This is a genomic window from Mycobacterium sp. 141 (assembly GCF_000382405.1).
GTDB lineage: Bacteria > Actinomycetota > Actinomycetes > Mycobacteriales > Mycobacteriaceae > Mycobacterium.
Genome location: NZ_KB908256.1, coordinates 500253 through 517568, shown reverse-complemented (window position 1 = coordinate 517568; position 17316 = coordinate 500253). Strand labels below are relative to the sequence as shown.

At 64.0% G+C, this 17316-nt stretch carries 10 protein-coding genes and 3 rRNA genes; 4 read left to right on the top strand and 9 right to left on the bottom strand.

Annotated features, from left to right (window positions below; genetic code table 11):
• Positions 1-9 precede the first annotated feature (9 nt).
• The 5 genes from rrf to H276_RS0105120 form a co-directional block, all read right to left on the bottom strand.
• Positions 10-123, bottom strand: a 5S ribosomal RNA gene (gene rrf, locus H276_RS0105140).
• Positions 124-284: 161 nt separating this feature from the next.
• Positions 285-3407 (bottom strand): 23S ribosomal RNA (locus H276_RS0105135).
• 374 nt (positions 3408-3781) lie between these two features.
• A 16S ribosomal RNA gene (locus tag H276_RS0105130) occupies positions 3782-5299 on the bottom strand.
• The 16S, 23S and 5S rRNA genes sit together here, the layout of an rRNA operon.
• A 385-nt stretch (positions 5300-5684) precedes the next feature.
• On the bottom strand, positions 5685-6971 hold the full coding sequence (tyrS, locus tag H276_RS0105125; RefSeq protein WP_026356612.1) for a tyrosine--tRNA ligase: 1287 nt from the start codon (positions 6969-6971) through the stop codon (positions 5685-5687).
• Between the two features lie 46 nt (positions 6972-7017).
• Positions 7018-7629, bottom strand: a complete 612-nt coding sequence (locus H276_RS0105120; protein WP_019970237.1) for a DNA-3-methyladenine glycosylase — start codon at positions 7627-7629, stop codon at positions 7018-7020.
• Between the two features lie 69 nt (positions 7630-7698).
• On the opposite strand from H276_RS0105120, the gene H276_RS0105115 reads away from it, so the two are divergent.
• Genes H276_RS0105115 through H276_RS0105105 form a run of 3 tightly spaced genes read left to right on the top strand, consistent with a single transcriptional unit; the run spans position 7699 to position 9817 of the window.
• Entirely contained in the window at positions 7699-8445 is a 747-nt protein-coding gene (locus tag H276_RS0105115) for an ABC transporter ATP-binding protein (protein WP_019970236.1), read from the top strand.
• Complete coding sequence (locus H276_RS0105110) at positions 8388-9215, top strand: ABC transporter permease (RefSeq protein WP_081625393.1); 828 nt, start codon at positions 8388-8390, stop codon at positions 9213-9215. Before H276_RS0105115 ends, H276_RS0105110 begins: the two co-directional genes overlap by 58 nt.
• On the top strand, positions 9212-9817 hold the full coding sequence (locus H276_RS0105105; RefSeq protein ID WP_019970234.1) for a TetR/AcrR family transcriptional regulator: 606 nt from the start codon (positions 9212-9214) through the stop codon (positions 9815-9817). The genes H276_RS0105110 and H276_RS0105105 overlap by 4 nt, the downstream gene beginning before the upstream one ends.
• Here H276_RS0105105 and H276_RS0105100 read toward each other — a convergent pair.
• The 3 genes from H276_RS0105100 to H276_RS0105090 are packed head-to-tail and all read right to left on the bottom strand — an operon-like array spanning position 9800 to position 13794.
• Positions 9800-10075, bottom strand: coding sequence for a Trm112 family protein (locus tag H276_RS0105100; RefSeq protein WP_019970233.1), 276 nt, complete (start codon positions 10073-10075; stop codon positions 9800-9802). The genes H276_RS0105105 and H276_RS0105100 overlap by 18 nt on opposite strands.
• A gap of 3 nt (positions 10076-10078) precedes the next feature.
• Positions 10079-10633 (bottom strand): hypothetical protein, encoded by a 555-nt coding sequence (locus H276_RS0105095; protein ID WP_019970232.1) that lies wholly within the window; start codon positions 10631-10633, stop codon positions 10079-10081.
• A gap of 59 nt (positions 10634-10692) precedes the next feature.
• Positions 10693-13794, bottom strand: coding sequence for an acyl-CoA synthetase (locus tag H276_RS0105090; protein WP_081625403.1), 3102 nt, complete (start codon positions 13792-13794; stop codon positions 10693-10695).
• Positions 13795-13939: 145 nt separating this feature from the next.
• Between H276_RS0105090 and H276_RS0105085 the strand changes: the two genes are divergently transcribed.
• Positions 13940-15721 (top strand): ABC-F family ATP-binding cassette domain-containing protein, encoded by a 1782-nt coding sequence (locus H276_RS0105085; protein ID WP_019970230.1) that lies wholly within the window; start codon positions 13940-13942, stop codon positions 15719-15721.
• A 113-nt stretch (positions 15722-15834) separates the two neighbouring features.
• On the opposite strand, the gene argH is transcribed toward H276_RS0105085, so the two are convergent.
• Positions 15835-17244: an argininosuccinate lyase gene (gene argH / locus H276_RS0105080; RefSeq protein WP_019970229.1), complete on the bottom strand. Its 1410-nt coding sequence runs from the start codon at positions 17242-17244 to the stop codon at positions 15835-15837.
• Positions 17245-17316: the final 72 nt, after the last annotated feature.

The window sequence follows — 17316 nt, the reverse complement described above, 5'->3', positions numbered from 1 at the left end:
TTAATGTGTGTTCGGCGGTGTCCTACTTTTCCACCCGTGTGGGTAGTATCATCGGCGCTGGCAGGCTTAGCTTCCGGGTTCGGGATGGGACCGGGCGTTTCCCTGCCGCTATGGACCGCCGTAACTTTATTCACCCGTTTCTGGGTGTGAATCTTTGGGTGTGTTTTGGTGGTGGGGTGTGGTGTGCACCCGTGGCGACCCGGGGGTCGTGGGGGTGTGTGGTGTGGTTGCGAAGCAAGGTTGTGCGTGTCTTACGAAACCCGAACACGTTGGTGTTTGTGGGTTGTTGTAAGTTTTCGGCCGGTTAGTGCCAGTTCCCTGCGCCCATTGCTGGGTGTCTAGGTCTGGTCTATCGATCCCGTGGTCTGCGGGGGGCCTTATCCCACTGAAATGGGTGAGAAGCCTGGTCTTGGAGGGGGTTTCCCGCTTAGATGCTTTCAGCGGTTATCCTGTCCGAACGTAGCTATCCAGCAGTGCCCCTGGTGGGACAACTGGTAGACCAGAGGTTCGTCCGTCCCGGTCCTCTCGTACTAGGGACAGATTTCCTCAAGCTTCTGACGCGCGCGGCGGATAGAGACCGAACTGTCTCACGACGTTCTAAACCCAGCTCGCGTGCCGCTTTAATGGGCGAACAGCCCAACCCTTGGGACCTGCTCCAGCCCCAGGATGCGACGAGCCGACATCGAGGTGCCAAACCATCCCGTCGATATGGACTCTTGGGGAAGATCAGCCTGTTATCCCCGGGGTACCTTTTATCCGTTGAGCGACACCCCTTCCACTCAGAGGTGCCGGATCACTAGTCCCGACTTTCGTCCCTGCTCGACATGTCCGTCTCGCAGTCAAGCTCCCTTGTGCACTTACACTCAACACCTGATTGCCGTCCAGGTTGAGGGAACCTTTGGGCGCCTCCGTTACATTTTAGGAGGCAACCGCCCCAGTTAAACTACCCACCAGGCACTGTCCCTGAACCGGATATACGGTCCGAGGTTAGAGGCCCAATACGATCAGAGTGGTATTTCAACAACGACTCCACCCACACTGGCGTGTGAATATCACAGTCTCCCACCTATCCTACACAAACCGTATCGAGCACCAATACCAAGTTGTAGTGAAGGTCCCGGGGTCTTTTCGTCCTGCCGCGCGTAACGAGCATCTTTACTCGTAGTGCAATTTCGCCGAGTCTATGGTTGAGACAGTTGAGAAGTCGTTACGCCATTCGTGCAGGTCGGAACTTACCCGACAAGGAATTTCGCTACCTTAGGATGGTTATAGTTACCACCGCCGTTTACTGGGGCTTAAATTCTCCGCTTCACCCCGAAGGGTTAACGGGTCCTCTTAACCTTCCAGCACCGGGCAGGCGTCAGTCCGTATACATCGTCTTGCGACTTCGCACGGACCTGTGTTTTTAGTAAACAGTCGCTTCTCACTGGTTTGTGCCACCCCCTCCCGCTACCCCGGGCAAACCGGCTCACGATATGGGGGTCCCCCTTCTCCCGAAGTTACGGGGGCATTTTGCCGAGTTCCTTAACCATAGTTCACTCGTACGCCTTAGTATTCTCTACCTGACCACCTGTGTTGGTTTGGGGTACGGGCCGTGTATGTCCTCGCTAGAGGCTTTTCTTGGCAGCATAGGATCACCGAATTCGCCTCACTCGGCTATGCATCACCTCTCAGGATATGCGAAACGCGGATTTACCTACGTTCCTCCCTACAGGCTTACCCCGGTATTACCACTGACCGGTACGGCTACCTTCCTGCGTCACCCCATCGCTTGACTACTACCAACCAGGGTCCCACGCAGCCAGCGATCCCCGCACCCCGAAGGGATTAGTGGACCACCATTTGGGTGGTTAGCACGATTGATTCATCAGGGACGCACACACACGGGTACGGGAATATCAACCCGTTGTCCATCGACTACGCCTGTCGGCCTCGCCTTAGGTCCCGACTCACCCTGGGCGGACTGGCCTGGCCCAGGAACCCTTGGTCTTTCGGCGGGCAAGGTTCTCACTTGCCTATTCGCTACTCATGCCTGCATTCTCACTCCCACACCCTCCACCACTCGATCACTCGGCGGCTTCACCGGATGCAGGACGCTCCCCTACCCAACGTACAAATACGTTGCCGCGGCTTCGGCGGTGTGCTTGAGCCCCGCTACATTATCGGCGCACAATCACTTGACCAGTGAGCTATTACGCACTCTTTCAAGGGTGGCTGCTTCTAAGCCAACCTCCTGGTTGTCTTCGCGACTGCACATCCTTTTCCACTTAGCACACGCTTAGGGGCCTTAGCCGGCGATCTGGGCTGTTTCCCTCTCGACGCACGGAGCTTATCCCCCGCCGTCTCACTGCCACACTCTTAGACTTGTCGGCATTCGGAGTTTGGCTGACGTCAGTAACCTAGTAGGGCCCATCGGCCATCCAGTAGCTCTACCTCCAACAAGAAACATGTGACGCTGCACCTAAATGCATTTCGGGGAGAACCAGCTATCACGGAGTTTGATTGGCCTTTCACCCCTACCCACAACTCATCCCCTCAGTCTTCAACCTAAGTGGGTTCGGGCCTCCACACGGTCTTACCCGCGCTTCACCCTGGCCATGGGTAGATCACTCCGCTTCGGGTCCAGAACACACCACTACACCAACCCCTACGGATTGGATACGCCCTATTCAGACTCGCTTTCGCTGCGGCTACCCCACCCGGGTTAACCTCGCGACATGTCCCTGACTCGCAGGCTCATTCTTCAAAAGGCACGCCATCACCCCACACAAAGTGAGGGCTCTGACGGATTGTAAGCGCACGGTTTCAGGTACTCTTTCACTCCCCTCCCGGGGTACTTTTCACCATTCCCTCACGGTACTCATCCGCTATCGGTCACTGGGAAGTATTCAGGCTTACCGGGTGGTCCCGGCAGATTCACAGCAGATTCCACGAGCCCGCTGCTACTCGGGAACACCATCAAGACAGACGTCGGGTTTTCACGTACCGGGCTCTCACCGTCTACGGCAGGCCATCCCAAGCCACTTCCGCTAACCACAACATTTTCTCACTGCCCCCCAGTCGGATAGAACTGAGAAGATAGGTCCCACAACCCCGCACACACAACCCCTACCCGGTATCACATGCATACGGTTTAGCCATCCTCCGCTTTCGCTCGCCACTACTCACGGAATCACAATTGTTTTCTCTTCCTACGGGTACTGAGATGTTTCACTTCCCCGCGTTCCCCCCCGACACCTATGTATTCAGTGCCGGGTGACACGACATCACTCGTGCCGGGTTTCCCCATTCGGACATCCTCGGATCCACGCTCGGTTGACAGCTCCCCGAGGCATATCGCAGCCTCCCACGTCCTTCATCGGCTCCCAGTGCCAAGGCATCCACCATGCGCCCTTAAACACTTACAACACAAAAACCAAAAATGAGTTTCAAAAGAAATTGCACATCAACACACAAACACACAAGACCCACACCACCCCTACAGGCAGTGACAGCCTCACATATCCGCGTGCTAGATGCTCGCAACCACTATCCACAAATCAAACACCACACCCCACCACCAAAGCAGGGCAACAACACGACCTCCCACCCCACACAGGGGCCAGGGAAACACGGGCCTGTTGTCTCAAAGCCCAATAGCGTGTCTGGCAGCTTCCTCACCGACGAATCCCACGCCGGCTCAACGTTTGTTGTTGCACCAAACCCCGGTCACTACAACCCGACAGGTTCCTCACGGCTCACACCCTCCCCAACGGAGAGCGTCTCTCGTGGTGCTCCTTAGAAAGGAGGTGATCCAGCCGCACCTTCCGGTACGGCTACCTTGTTACGACTTCGTCCCAATCGCCGATCCCACCTTCGACGGCTCCCTCCACAAGGGTTAGGCCACCGGCTTCGGGTGTTACCGACTTTCATGACGTGACGGGCGGTGTGTACAAGGCCCGGGAACGTATTCACCGCAGCGTTGCTGATCTGCGATTACTAGCGACTCCGACTTCACGGGGTCGAGTTGCAGACCCCGATCCGAACTGAGACCGGCTTTGAAAGGATTCGCTCCACCTCACGGCATCGCAGCCCTTTGTACCGGCCATTGTAGCATGTGTGAAGCCCTGGACATAAGGGGCATGATGACTTGACGTCATCCCCACCTTCCTCCGAGTTGACCCCGGCAGTCTCCTACGAGTCCCCGGCATCACCCGCTGGCAACATAGGACAAGGGTTGCGCTCGTTGCGGGACTTAACCCAACATCTCACGACACGAGCTGACGACAGCCATGCACCACCTGCACACAGGCCACAAGGGAAACCACATCTCTGCAGTCGTCCTGTGCATGTCAAACCCAGGTAAGGTTCTTCGCGTTGCATCGAATTAATCCACATGCTCCGCCGCTTGTGCGGGCCCCCGTCAATTCCTTTGAGTTTTAGCCTTGCGGCCGTACTCCCCAGGCGGGGTACTTAATGCGTTAGCTACGGCACGGATCCCAAGGAAGGAAACCCACACCTAGTACCCACCGTTTACGGCGTGGACTACCAGGGTATCTAATCCTGTTCGCTCCCCACGCTTTCGCTCCTCAGCGTCAGTTACTGCCCAGAGACCCGCCTTCGCCACCGGTGTTCCTCCTGATATCTGCGCATTCCACCGCTACACCAGGAATTCCAGTCTCCCCTGCAGTACTCCAGTCTGCCCGTATCGCCCGCACGCCCACAGTTAAGCTGTGAGTTTTCACGAACAACGCGACAAACCACCTACGAGCTCTTTACGCCCAGTAATTCCGGACAACGCTCGCACCCTACGTATTACCGCGGCTGCTGGCACGTAGTTGGCCGGTGCTTCTTCTGCACATACCGTCACTTACGCTTCGTCTGTGCTGAAAGAGGTTTACAACCCGAAGGCCGTCATCCCCCACGCGGCGTCGCTGCATCAGGCTTGCGCCCATTGTGCAATATTCCCCACTGCTGCCTCCCGTAGGAGTCTGGGCCGTATCTCAGTCCCAGTGTGGCCGGTCACCCTCTCAGGCCGGCTACCCGTCGTCGCCTTGGTAGGCCATCACCCCACCAACAAGCTGATAGGCCGCGGGCCCATCCCACACCGCAAAAGCTTTCCACCCCAGACCATGCAGTCCGGAGTCCTATTCGGTATTAGACCCAGTTTCCCAGGCTTATCCCAAAGTGCAGGGCAGATCACCCACGTGTTACTCACCCGTTCGCCACTCGAGCACCCCGAAGGGCCTTTCCGTTCGACTTGCATGTGTTAAGCACGCCGCCAGCGTTCGTCCTGAGCCAGGATCAAACTCTCCAAACAAAACCCAAAAAAGGCCATTCAGAAAAATCCGATCACAAACAACAGACACCAAAACCGGCATCCAAAAAAACAAAAGCCACACCCCAAACGGGAAAAAGAGCATGACCAAAAAACAACAAACAAAAACCACCAAACACACTATTGAGTTCTCAAACAACACACCCGAGATTGTCCGCGCAGACGACCCGCGGCTAAAAGCCGCTGACCTTAGTGCGGGCAGTGAGAAAACCCACCGTAATGGGTGTCTCTCTCAGATTCTGTCTTCGCTCCCCGGCGCTTGTCCGTGTCGCTCTGACCTGGAATAAGTTACGTGAGGGCTAACAGGGAGTCAAATCGCCTGGTTACTGCGACGTTTCCCCAGGTCAGAGGCCAGCAGCCGGTGGACTTACACCCCCACCCGCTCGACCCCGGCAATGTTGCGCTTGCCACGTCGCAACACCAGCCAACGGTCATGCAAAAAGTCGGCGGCCTGTGGTATCCACTCGTCACTTTCAATACGGACGTTGTTGACGTACACGCCACCCTCGGCCACGTTGCGTCGCGCAGCTCCCTTACTCGTCGCCAATCCAGTCGCCACCAACAAATCGGTGATCGCGTCGGCGCCGCCCGGCTTCAATTCGGCAACCTGTCCACTGCTGGCCTCCCGCAGCGCCGCGGACAACGTGGACTCGTCGAGATCCGTCAGCTCGCCACGGCCGAACAGCGCCTGACTGGCAAGTTCGACGGCCTTCGTCGCGTCCTCGCCGTGCACCAGCGTGGTGAGTTCACGGGCCAACCGCTTTTGTGCAGCGCGCTCGTGTGCACGGGTTCGCGTGGCATCGTCGAGCTCGGCCAGTTCCTCGGCAGACAGGAAGGTAAACCAGCGCAGGTACCGCACCACATCGGCGTCGGCGGCATTGACGAAGTACTGGTACCAGGCATACGGGCTGGTCAGCTCGGGATCCAGCCAGAGATTGCCGCCACCGGTGGACTTGCCGAACTTCTTACCTTCGGAGTCGGTGACCAGCGGCGTCGTCATGGCGTGCACGGTGGCGCCGACCTTCTGGCGGACCAGGCGCGCCCCGGCCACGATGTTTCCCCACTGGTCGGAGCCACCGATCTGCAGTGCGCAGCCGTGTCGTTGATGCAGTTCCACGAAGTCGTTGGCCTGAAGCAACATGTAACTGAACTCCGTGTAGGAGATGCCGTCGCCTTCGAGGCGACGGCGGACCGTATCGCGGTCGAGCATGACGTTGACAGAGAAGTACTTGCCGATGTCCCGCAGGAACTCGATGGCCGACAACTCCCTGGTCCAGTTCAGGTTGTTCTCCACGATGGCGCCGGTGGGTGAGTCGTTGAACTCGACGAACCGTTCCAACTGGTCACGGATCCGGTCGGCCCAGTCGGCCACCGTGTCGGCGGTGTTGAGGGTGCGTTCCCCGGTGTCGCGCGGGTCGCCGATCATCCCGGTAGCGCCGCCGGCCAGCACGATGGGCCGGTGGCCGGCCTGCTGGAACCGACGCAGCGTGAGCAGCGGAACCAAATGCCCGGCGTGCAGGCTCGGCGCCGTCGGATCAAAACCGGAGTACACGGTCACCGGCCCTTTGGCCAGGTCACCGGCCAATGCGTCGCGGTCGGTCGATTGCGCGATCAGCCCGCGCCAGTCCAGCTCCTCCAGGATGTCCGTTGACATACCGACGATCATGCCGCATCACCTTTTGGCGCAGCGGCGCCGATGATCAGTCGCTGCCGCCGGGCACCGGAGCGCGCGGACTTCTCCGGTAGGCGGACACCTCGCGGTGCGCCGCCGACCAGAATCGCCAAGGTCGGTCGGCGGCCACGCTGATACCGACCCGCGGGCCGTCGACCGCGGCAACCGGAGCGCCGAACCGCAGCCGGACCGGGCTGTTCTCGTCGAACAGGTCGATTCCGTTGTCCTCCATGACGATTCCGAGCGCCGAGCAGAGATTGCCTGGGCCTCGGGCCAGTGCCGCCGGTGACACCGCCGCACCCCGACGGCCTTGCGCCTGAGCCAGTCCCCCGGTCACAACCGCCGCGCGCAGCAGCACCGCACCCGCGACGCCGTCGTACCCGCACACCACGTTCGCGCAGACGTGGATGCCGTGGCTCCGATAGGTGTACAGGCGTCCGGGCGGCCCGAACATCACCAGGTTTCGGCCGCTGGGACCGCGAAACGAGTGGGCGGCGGCGTCCGGCCAGGGGCCGTCGACCGGTCCGCCGTAGGCCTCGACCTCGACGATCGTCGCCTCGACGCCACGCCCGCTGAGTTGGGCGCCCAGCAGCCGCCGGGCCGCCGCGACCGGGTCTCCCATCAGCAGTTCGGCACCCACCCGAGCGATTCTGCACTGCCCCGCGCGGCGCCGTTGACACCGGTCAGCGACGGGAGGAATATTCACTGCATGATGACTTCATCGGTTGATGAATTCGGATCGTCTCCAGTCATCGACATCGACGGACTACAAGTGGTTCGCGGCAAGCGGCCCGCGTTGCGCGGCGTCACCGTGCAGATCGCCCGCGGCACGATCACGGGCCTGCTCGGGCCCTCGGGCTGCGGAAAGACCACCTTGATGCGATGTGTCGTCGGCACCCAGATCATCGCCGCGGGATCGGTGACCGTGCTCGGGCTCCCCGCCGGCAGCGCCGCGCTACGACACCGGGTCGGCTACGTCACGCAGGATCCGACCATCTACGACGACCTTCGGGTCATCGACAATGTTCGCTATTTCGCCGCGCTGTACGGCACCACGGCCCAGGCCGCCGACGAGGCCGTCCGAACAGTCGGCCTGCACGAACATCGAACCGCGTACTGCGGGAATCTTTCCGGTGGACAGCGCACCCGGGCATCGCTGGCATGCGCGCTGGTCGCCGATCCCGAGCTGCTCGTGCTGGACGAACCCACCGTTGGGCTGGACCCGGTGCTGCGCGTCGAACTCTGGGAGCAGTTCCGTGAACTGTCCCACCGCGGGGCCACCCTGCTGGTCTCCAGTCACGTCATGGACGAAGCCGACCACTGCGGCGATCTGCTCCTCATGCGCGAGGGGCGCCTGCTCGCCCACACCACCCCGGCCGAACTCCGGAAGGACACGTCATGCGCATCCCTGGAGGAAGCATTTCTGACCGTCATCCGCCGGCGCACCGCAGCCTGACCCCACGCAGCTCGCTCAGCCCCCAGGCGTACCTGGCGACAACGGGCCGGATTCTGCGCCAGCTGGCAGCCGATCATCGCAGTGTGGCGATGATCCTCGTGGTGCCGAGCCTGGTCATCGCGCTGATGTACTTCATGTTCCCCAGTACACCGCACCTGCCGGGCGCGCCGACTCCGTTCAACAATGCCTGCCTGATCATGCTCGGGGTATTCCCGCTGGTCGTCATGTTCCTGATCACCTCGATCACCATGCAGCGCGAGCGGGCGTCGGGAACGCTCGAGCGGATCCTGACCACGCCGTTGCGCCGGTTCGACCTGCTCGCCGCCTACGGGACCGCGTTCTCGATCGCGGCCGCCGCGCAGGCGAGCCTCGCTTGCGTCGTCGCGTTCTGGTTCCTCGGCTTCTCCACTGCCGGCAGCCCGCTGCTGGTGTTCCTCATCGCCATCATCAACGCCGTACTCGGGGTTGGATTGGGCCTGCTGTGCAGTGCTTTCGCCCGCACCGAGTTCCAGGCCGTGCAGTTCATGCCCGTCGTCATCGTTCCGCAGTTACTGTTATGCGGCATCATCGTGCCCCGCGGCGCACTGCCCGAGTGGCTGCAGTGGATCAGCAACGTGCTGCCGGCCAGCTACGCGCTCGAGGCGCTGCAACAGGTCGGCGCCCATCCTGAGCTGACCGCGGTCGCGGTACGGGACATCGCCGTGGTGGTCGGTTTCGCAGTGTTGGCCCTCGGCCTGGCGGCAGCGACGCTGCGACGACGGACCCCATGACCGGCCACAAGCGGCCCGGACGCCCGCCCGGACCTTCCGACACCCGTGAACGCATCCTCGCCAGCGCGCGAGAGTTGTTTGCGCGCAATGGAATCGACAAGACCTCGATCCGCGCGATCGCAGCTGACACGGGGGTGGACCCCGCGCTGGTACACCACTACTTCGGCACCAAGACGCAACTGTTTGCCGCCGCGATCCACATCCCGATCGACCCGATGGCCGTGATCGGCCCGCTGCGTGAGGTTGCGGTCGAGCAGATCGGCCACACACTGCCGTCAATCCTGTTGCCGCTGTGGGATTCGGAGATCGGCAAGGGATTCATCGCCACCCTGCGGTCGATCTTGGCCGGTAACGACGTCTCACTGTTCCGGTCATTCCTGCAGGATGTCATCGTCTCCGAGGTCGGCTCACGCGTGGACGACCCGCCGGGCAGCGGCCGAATCAGGGTGCAGTTCGTGGCGTCGCAACTGGTGGGCGTGGCGATGGCGCGCTACATCCTGGAACTGGAGCCCTTCAAATCACTGCCGGTCGAGCAGATCGCCGAAACCATCGGTCCCAATCTGCAACGCTATCTGACGGGCGAACTACCCGCCCTCGGGTGACCCGGCCAACTCCAGCAACCGCTGATGGTCGGCGTCGTTAACCTCGACCGCCTCGCCGACGAGCAACACCGGAATGCCCTCATCGATGCGGTAGGCCCGGTGTAGCCGAGCGTTATACAGCCAGTCACGCGACCCGTGCTCTTCGCGCAAGCGCTCACGCAACCCGTGCTCTTCGCGCAAGCGCTCATCGGTGACCAGCAGCAGCGGCCCACGATCCTGCGGACACACCAGGATCTTCAGAAGCTTCTCGTCGATCACCGATCAGCCGACCGGCACGCTGATACCGGCACCGCCCTGGCCGAGCGAGACACCGGGAACCCCCGGGGCCCCCTGAATGGGAACCTGGCCGGGGCCGGTCTGGTTGATCCCGCCCGAGATGCCATTCGGGGGCACCGCCGCGTTGGCCCTGGCCTGCAGCTTGCGCTGGTAGGCGAGCGTGTTCTTGAGCGCATCGATCAGCGGCGTCTGGTTCGGCCGCTTGTCGAGCGCGGCGACGATCGCTTCGCGGTTGGCATTCGACGGCCTGAAGCCCTGCGAGCGCAGCTGCAAGATCGAATGGATCAACGTCGAGATCTGGCCACCGCCGGCACCGGTGTCGTACTCCTTGTCGATCAGGGCGATCGCTTCATCGGCCGTCATCTCCGGTGCCGGTGGCGTATCAGCCGCCGGTGTCGCGGTGGTGTTGGCGTCGACGGCCGGATCGGCCAGGGCGGAGGGTGCGCCGACACCGACCAGCAATCCTGCGGTCAGTGCACTACCGGCCATGGCGCCGGTGACGGCACGACGCCAACGGTTTCCGCTCGTCTGCGATGTCATCAATCCTCCAGTCGGTGCGCCGCAAGCCGGAGCTTAACAGGGTGGTAACGATTCGGCTGCTAAGACGGATCGGACTCGTCCTGTCCCGAGGTCAGTTCGGTCCGCATGGCCACGGTCAGCGGCTTGTACGTCTGAGTATCGGGATCGAGGTACCAAGAGTTACGCCGGGTCGGTTTCGGAATGCCCGCGGCCTGCAATGGAGCCGCCATCGGCCGGTATGACGCCCCGAGCGCGATATCGGCGACCACGTGGACGAAGTCCGGCGGGCTCCCCACCGGCAGGTCCGACAACGCGTCCGTGAGATCCGCGGTGGCGATGCTGCCACCCGGACGCAGCGCCAGTGCGGTTACCGCCACCTGCTGCCCGCCCACGTCGACGCCATAAGTGACGGCGAGGTCGACAGCCTCGAGGCGTCCGACCACGTCGCTGATCGGGGTGCCGTAGACCGGCCCGCGCTCCGTGTGGATGACGGCGCCGCGGTTGTCCACCTGCCAGTAGTCACCGTCCTCGTCGCGGCGGAACAGGAACTCGGTGGACACCCAGGTGTCGGCCGGCGCGAACACGCCCCTCTTCACCGAAGCGGTCGGGTCGACAGGCCCGCGTGGATGGGCGAGCAGCACGCCGACCTCGTTGGGCTCGGCCCTGCGGACGAAGCCCTGCTCATCCTCGAGAATCAGGTCGTCCTCAGCGTCGTACGCGGCCAGCTCGACGTGCCCGCCGCCGGGCAGCGGCCGGCCCTTGCTGCCGATCTTGGCGCCGGACACATTGGCCAGCACCGCCTGTCCGTCAGTCGTCGCGAAGAACTCCACCACCTGGGCGGGCTCGAAAATCTCGACCACCCGTTTCCACAGTCCTGCCGGCATGCCCGAGCCGATGAAAAGCCGTACCGGGTGAGAGCCGACGAGGGAGAACGACGGATCGTCGATGACTTCGCGCAGCATCGCCCACGTGTAGGACACCACCGTGACGCCGTACTGACGGATCTCCTGCAGGAACCGGTCGGGCTGCAAACCGCGTGACAACGCGATGCGGGAGCCACCCACGACCGCCCCGCCGAGACTGACCAACAGCCCGGACTGGTGATGCAGCGGCGTGAGGCAGTACACGGTGTCCCCACGCCCGAGGTTGGCTGCTGACGCGGTGCCGAACGCCGACAGCGCCCAGCGGAAATTTGTGATCTGCCGGGCAACGAGCTCGTCGGCGACGGTGGCGAACGCGACAAATGCCAGATCGCGGGCGAGCCCTGGATTCGGGCGGTACCAACCGGGGAGCTCGACCACACCGGGGTCGATCTGCTCCATGTCCACGACATCGGCGTGCTCGGGCAGGTGCAGGTCGCGGATTTCCCCACCCCTTACATCTGGCGGCCCACCGCCCCTTACATCTGGCGGCCCGCCGCCCCTCACATCTGGCGGCCCGCCGCCCCTCACATCTGGCGGCCCGCCGCCCCTCACATCTGGCGGCCCGCCGCCGAGCACCAGAACCCGCGTCTCGAGCCGACGGGCCGCTTCCAGATGACTCGGATCAGCGATGATCTCCGATACCCCGCCCAGCCGGGCGGCCTCGGCGAGATCGACGTCGGGCGGGATCAGCACGGCTACGGCACCCAGACGCGACAGCGCGGCGATCGCCACCAGCGCACTGGGCCGCGTCTCCATCAGCACCCCGACATGTGCGCCTTGGCGCACCCCGACGTCGATAAGGCCGCGTACCACGTTGTTGATCCGGCGATCCACCGCCTCGTAGGTGTGCACGCGGCCGTCGAACAGCAGCGCCTCACCGTTGGGATGGTCGCGTGCCTGCTCGCTCATGATGCGGCCCAACGAGATCCGGGTGTGGTCGTTGACCTGCCCGAGGCGGGCCAGCCTCGGCAGTGTGCGGACGGTCTCGATGACCAGGGTCCGAGCCGACTTGTTCGCCGCCACCACCGCGTCAGCCGCCGAACGGGCCACGCCGAAGGCCATCTCGGTGGCGGCGGTAGCTCCGTGGGTCACGCGCGTCGTGAACGACACTCCGCTCTCGGGGTGGTCGACCGACGGCAGGTCCATCGGAGCGACACCCTCGGGCATCTCCTGGCCGTTGTCGAGCCACTTCACCCATTGGGCCACCGTGGGCCAGGTTTGGTTCGAGGCCTTGGAGCCGACGACCAGGCCGAAATGGCCGGCGCGAATCAGGTACTCGTACACGTCGGCCTGTGGCGCGGCGCGTTTGATACCACGCACGGCCGCCGGCTGGCCGATGTCGTCGACCTCGCCGACCACCACGAGTACCGGGCAGTCGATATCGGAGAGCGTGACCAGGTCCCCATGAATGGAGAAGCCGCCGGTCATCATCCGGTTGTGGGCGATGAACTGCTTGAGCAGCTCCGAGATTGCCGGGCCGGACCAGGCGATCCAGCCTTCCGAAGCGAGGAACCTACGCTGCTGCTCGCGGGGCAGCAGCGCCTCACGGTCGTGCAACTGGCGCAGGAAGTCCAGCCGGGACTGGGCGGTCTTGATCGGATCGAGCATCTGGAACCCGGCGCGGGCCAGCCAACCGGGAATGTCGATACGGCTGAACACGTGATCGGCCATGAAGTCCGCGGCGCCGGCCGCGACGCCGGCAGGCAGGTTCATCGGCAGAGCGGCCAGCGTGTCGACCGGCGCGCCGAACGCGATGATGCTGGCCAGGTCCTTCGACCGCCGGTAGGCGGCGGCCTGGTAGGCGAACATGCCGCCCTGCGAGTAGCCGGCGAGGTGCACGTCGCGGCCGGTCACCTTCTTGACGGTGTCGATGGCTTCGCTCAGCGCCACCACATGGTCGGCGAGGTTGCGCTGCATCCCGCCCTCGACCTCATCCGGTGAGCCGAAGTCGATCACCCATGGGTCGACGCCGGCACGGTGCAGGATGCCTACTGCGCCGTCGTTGCGAGTGACGTCCCACATGTCGGCGGCCATCATCATCGGGTGGACCATCAGGACCGGCGGGCCGGGGTTCTCGGCACCGGGCCGGGCGTCGGGCGGGAAGTACCGGCGCAGCTTGAACATCGGCACGCTCTGGATGATCTGGAACGGAGACGGAACGGCGCCGGTCTCCAAGCCTCCGTAGCGCAGCACCTCGAGCCCGTTCTGCGCAGTCGCCAGCAACCGCTCGACCGGTTTGGTCACCGCCGAGAAATCGATCAACGCCCGCTCCCCTACGTCTTCGACGTGCTGTCTCCGACTGACGTGGTCATCATGGCACGTCGCCGCACGACCGACGACGACCGAGGCAAACCACGCAGACACCTTCGCGGCCGGGCTGCCGGTGACGCTAAGGTCGGCGGCGATGGCACACCTAATCGGCGGCGAAGCCCTACACCTGGAGTACCCCACCGGGGTGGTGTTCGACGCGGTCACCGTCGGCGTCAGCGAAGGCGACCGAATCGGCATCGTCGGCCGCAACGGCGATGGCAAATCGAGCCTCTTGGGCATGCTGACCGGCCGGATCACCCCGCACGGCGGCCGGGTCACCCAACGCGGAGGCCTGCGGGTGGGGGCACTCGACCAGACCGACACGCTGGATTCCGAGCGCACGGTGGGGTGGTCGCTGGTCGGTGACCGTCCGGAACACGAATGGGCCGGGGACGCCCGCGTGCGTGACGTCATCGGCGGGCTCGTGGCCGACATCGGATTCGACGCGACGATCGGCACACTTTCCGGCGGGCAGCGGCGCCGCGTGCAGTTGGCCGCCCTGCTGATCGGCGACTGGGATGTCGTCGCCCTCGACGAGCCCACCAACCACCTCGACATCGAGGGCATCACTTGGCTGGCCGGCCATCTGCAGGGCCGATGGGCGCGTACCGCGGGCGGGCTGCTACTGATCACCCACGACCGCTGGTTCCTCGACGAGGTGGCCACCGCAACCTGGGAGGTCCACGATGGGATCGTCGAACCGTTCGAAGGCGGCTACGCGGCGTACGTGCTGCAGCGAGTGGAGCGCGACCGGATCGCCGCCGCGACCGAGGCCAAACGGCAGAACCTGATGCGCAAGGAACTGGCGTGGCTGCGGCGTGGGCCGCCGGCTCGAAGCTCCAAGCCCAAGTTCCGCATCGACGCGGCCAACGCGCTGATCTCCGACGTGCCGCCACTGCGCAACAGTGTCGAGCTGTCCCGACTGGCGACCGCGCGTCTCGGCAAGGACGTCATCGATCTGCTCGATGTGTCCGTCGCGTTCGACGGACGGGAAGTGTTGCGGGATGTCGAGTGGCGCATCGCCCCGGGCGAGCGCACCGGCCTCGTCGGCGCCAACGGAGCCGGCAAGTCGACGCTGCTCGGCCTGATCGCCGGCACGGTGGCCCCGACCACGGGCCGGGTCAAGCGCGGGAAGACGGTGCGGCTGGCGATTCTCGACCAGCAGTCGACCGAGCTGAACGCGATGGCCGCCGATATGGTCCGGGAAGTGCTGGGCCGGCTGCAGACCAGCTATGTGATCGACGGCAAGGAGCTCACCCCGGCACAGCTGCTGGAGCGGTTGGGCTTCAACCGGGCGCAGCTCTCGACGCGGGTCGGCGAGCTCTCGGGTGGGCAGCGGCGCCGGTTGCAGCTCATGCTGGTGGTGCTGAGCGAGCCGAACGTGCTGGTGCTCGACGAGCCGACCAACGATGTCGACACCGACATGCTCACCGCCACCGAGGACCTGCTGGACTCCTGGCCCGGCACGCTGATCGTGGTGTCCCACGACCGCTATCTGCTGGAGCGGGTCACTGATCAGCAGTACGCGATCCTCGACGGACGGCTGCGCCACCTACCCGGCGGCGTCGACGAGTACCTGCGACTGGCCACACAACCATCGGCCGTGTCCACCCCACGCATGGGTGCCGCGCAGGCTCCGGCGGCTCCGGGGTTGTCCGGCGCGGAGCTGCGCAACATCGAGAAGGAGGTCGCCTCGATAGACCGATCCCTGGCCAAGCTGACCGGGCGCATCTCCGACAAGCACGATGAACTTGCGGTCCATGATCATTCCGATCACGTCGGGTTGGGCAAGCTCACCGGGCAGCTGCGCGAGCTCGAAGACCAAGTGGCCGAACTGGAAGCCCGCTGGCTGGAGTTGTCCGAACAGCTGGAGTGAGTGTCAGCGCACGCGAGGAGCACAGGAGGCTCAGCGCACGCGAGGAGCAAAAAGAAGCCCAGCGCACGCGAGGAGCAAAAGAAGCCCAGCGCACGCGAGGAGCGAAAAAACGCTCAGCGCAGTCGGACCCGCAGCTGATCCAGGGCGTCACGCACCACGCCGAGCTGCTTGGCCACCTGGATCGGGGCGGTGCCGCCACGCGCGTCGCGGGAGTTCACCGACCCTGCGATGGTCAGCACGTCGCGCACCTCAGCCGTCAGCCCGGGATGGATGCCCGCCAGCTCGTCGTCGGCCAGCTCCTCCAGACCGACGCCTCGCGCCTCGGCGATGCGCACCGCTTCACCGGCGGCCTCATGCGCGATCCGGAACGGAATACCTTGGCGCACCATCCATTCCGCGACATCGGTGGCCAGGGTGTAGCCCTGCGGGGCGAGCGCCGCCATCCTGTCGGTGTCGAAGGTCAGTGTGCTCACCAACCCGGCGCCGGCCGGCAGCAGCAGTTCCAGCTGCGCCACCGAGTCGAACACCGGCTCCTTGTCCTCCTGCAGGTCCCGGTTGTAGGCCAGCGGCTGCGCCTTGAGCGTCGCGAGCAGCCCGGCCAGATTGCCGATCAGCCTGCCGGACTTGCCACGGGTCAACTCGGCGATGTCGGGATTCTTCTTCTGCGGCATGATCGAACTGCCCGTCGACCAGGCGTCGTGCAGCGTGACGTAACCGAACTCCGTTGTGCTCCACAGGATGATGTCCTCGGCCAATCGGGACAGGTCGACACCGATCATCGCGAACACGAAGGCCGCCTCGGCAGCGAAATCCCGCGAGGCCGTGGCGTCGATCGAGTTGTCGGCGGCCGCGGTGAACCCGAGCTCGTCGGCGATGGCGTCGGGGTCCAACCCGAGCGAGGACCCGGCCAGGGCCCCGGACCCGTACGGCGACACCGCCGCTCGCTTGTCCAGGTCGATGAGGCGGTCCGCGTCGCGCAGCAGCGGATGCGCGTGGGCCAGCAGATGATGCGCCAGCAGCACCGGTTGCGCCGACTGCAGATGCGTCTTGCCGGGCATGATCGCCGTCGGATGGGCCGCGGCCTGGGTGGCCAGCGCGGCGGCCACATCCAGCACACCGTTGCCGACTGTGGTGATGGCGTCGCGCAGCCACATCCGAAACAGCGTGGCCACCTGATCGTTACGCGACCGCCCGGCCCGCAACCGGCCTCCCAAGTCGGGTCCGACCCGGTCGATCAGGCCGCGCTCCATGGCACCGTGCACGTCCTCGTCGCTGGGCAGCGGGCCGAAGCTGCCGTCGGCGAGGTCGGCACCGAGGCTGTCCAGACCGGCCAGCAGCCCGTCGCGTTGCTCATCGGTGAGCAGCCCCGCCCGGTGCAGCACCCGGGCGTGCGCCTTGGAGGCCCGCACATCATAGGGCGCCAGCACCCAGTCGAAATGTGTCGACTTGCTCAGCGCGGCAAGGGCTTCCGACGGCCCGTCGGCGAACCGACCGCCCCACAGTGAACCTTCGTTGGTGCTCACGTCACCACCCTTCCGCGAGCAGACGCAAAAGTCCCCGACACGCCGAGGCTGGGGGACTTTTGCGTCTGCTCG

Excerpts from the sequence above, each read along its gene's own strand:
- H276_RS0105085 (WP_019970230.1), top strand. The coding sequence starts at position 13,940 with ATGGCACACCTAATCGGCGGCGAAGCCCTACACCTGGAGTACCCCACC.
- tyrS (WP_026356612.1), bottom strand. The coding sequence starts at position 6,971 with ATGTCAACGGACATCCTGGAGGAGCTGGACTGGCGCGGGCTGATCGCG.
- H276_RS0105095 (WP_019970232.1), bottom strand. The coding sequence starts at position 10,633 with ATGACATCGCAGACGAGCGGAAACCGTTGGCGTCGTGCCGTCACCGGC.
- H276_RS0105110 (WP_081625393.1), top strand. The coding sequence starts at position 8,388 with ATGCGCATCCCTGGAGGAAGCATTTCTGACCGTCATCCGCCGGCGCAC.
- H276_RS0105115 (WP_019970236.1), top strand. The coding sequence starts at position 7,699 with ATGATGACTTCATCGGTTGATGAATTCGGATCGTCTCCAGTCATCGAC.
- H276_RS0105105 (WP_019970234.1), top strand. The coding sequence starts at position 9,212 with ATGACCGGCCACAAGCGGCCCGGACGCCCGCCCGGACCTTCCGACACC.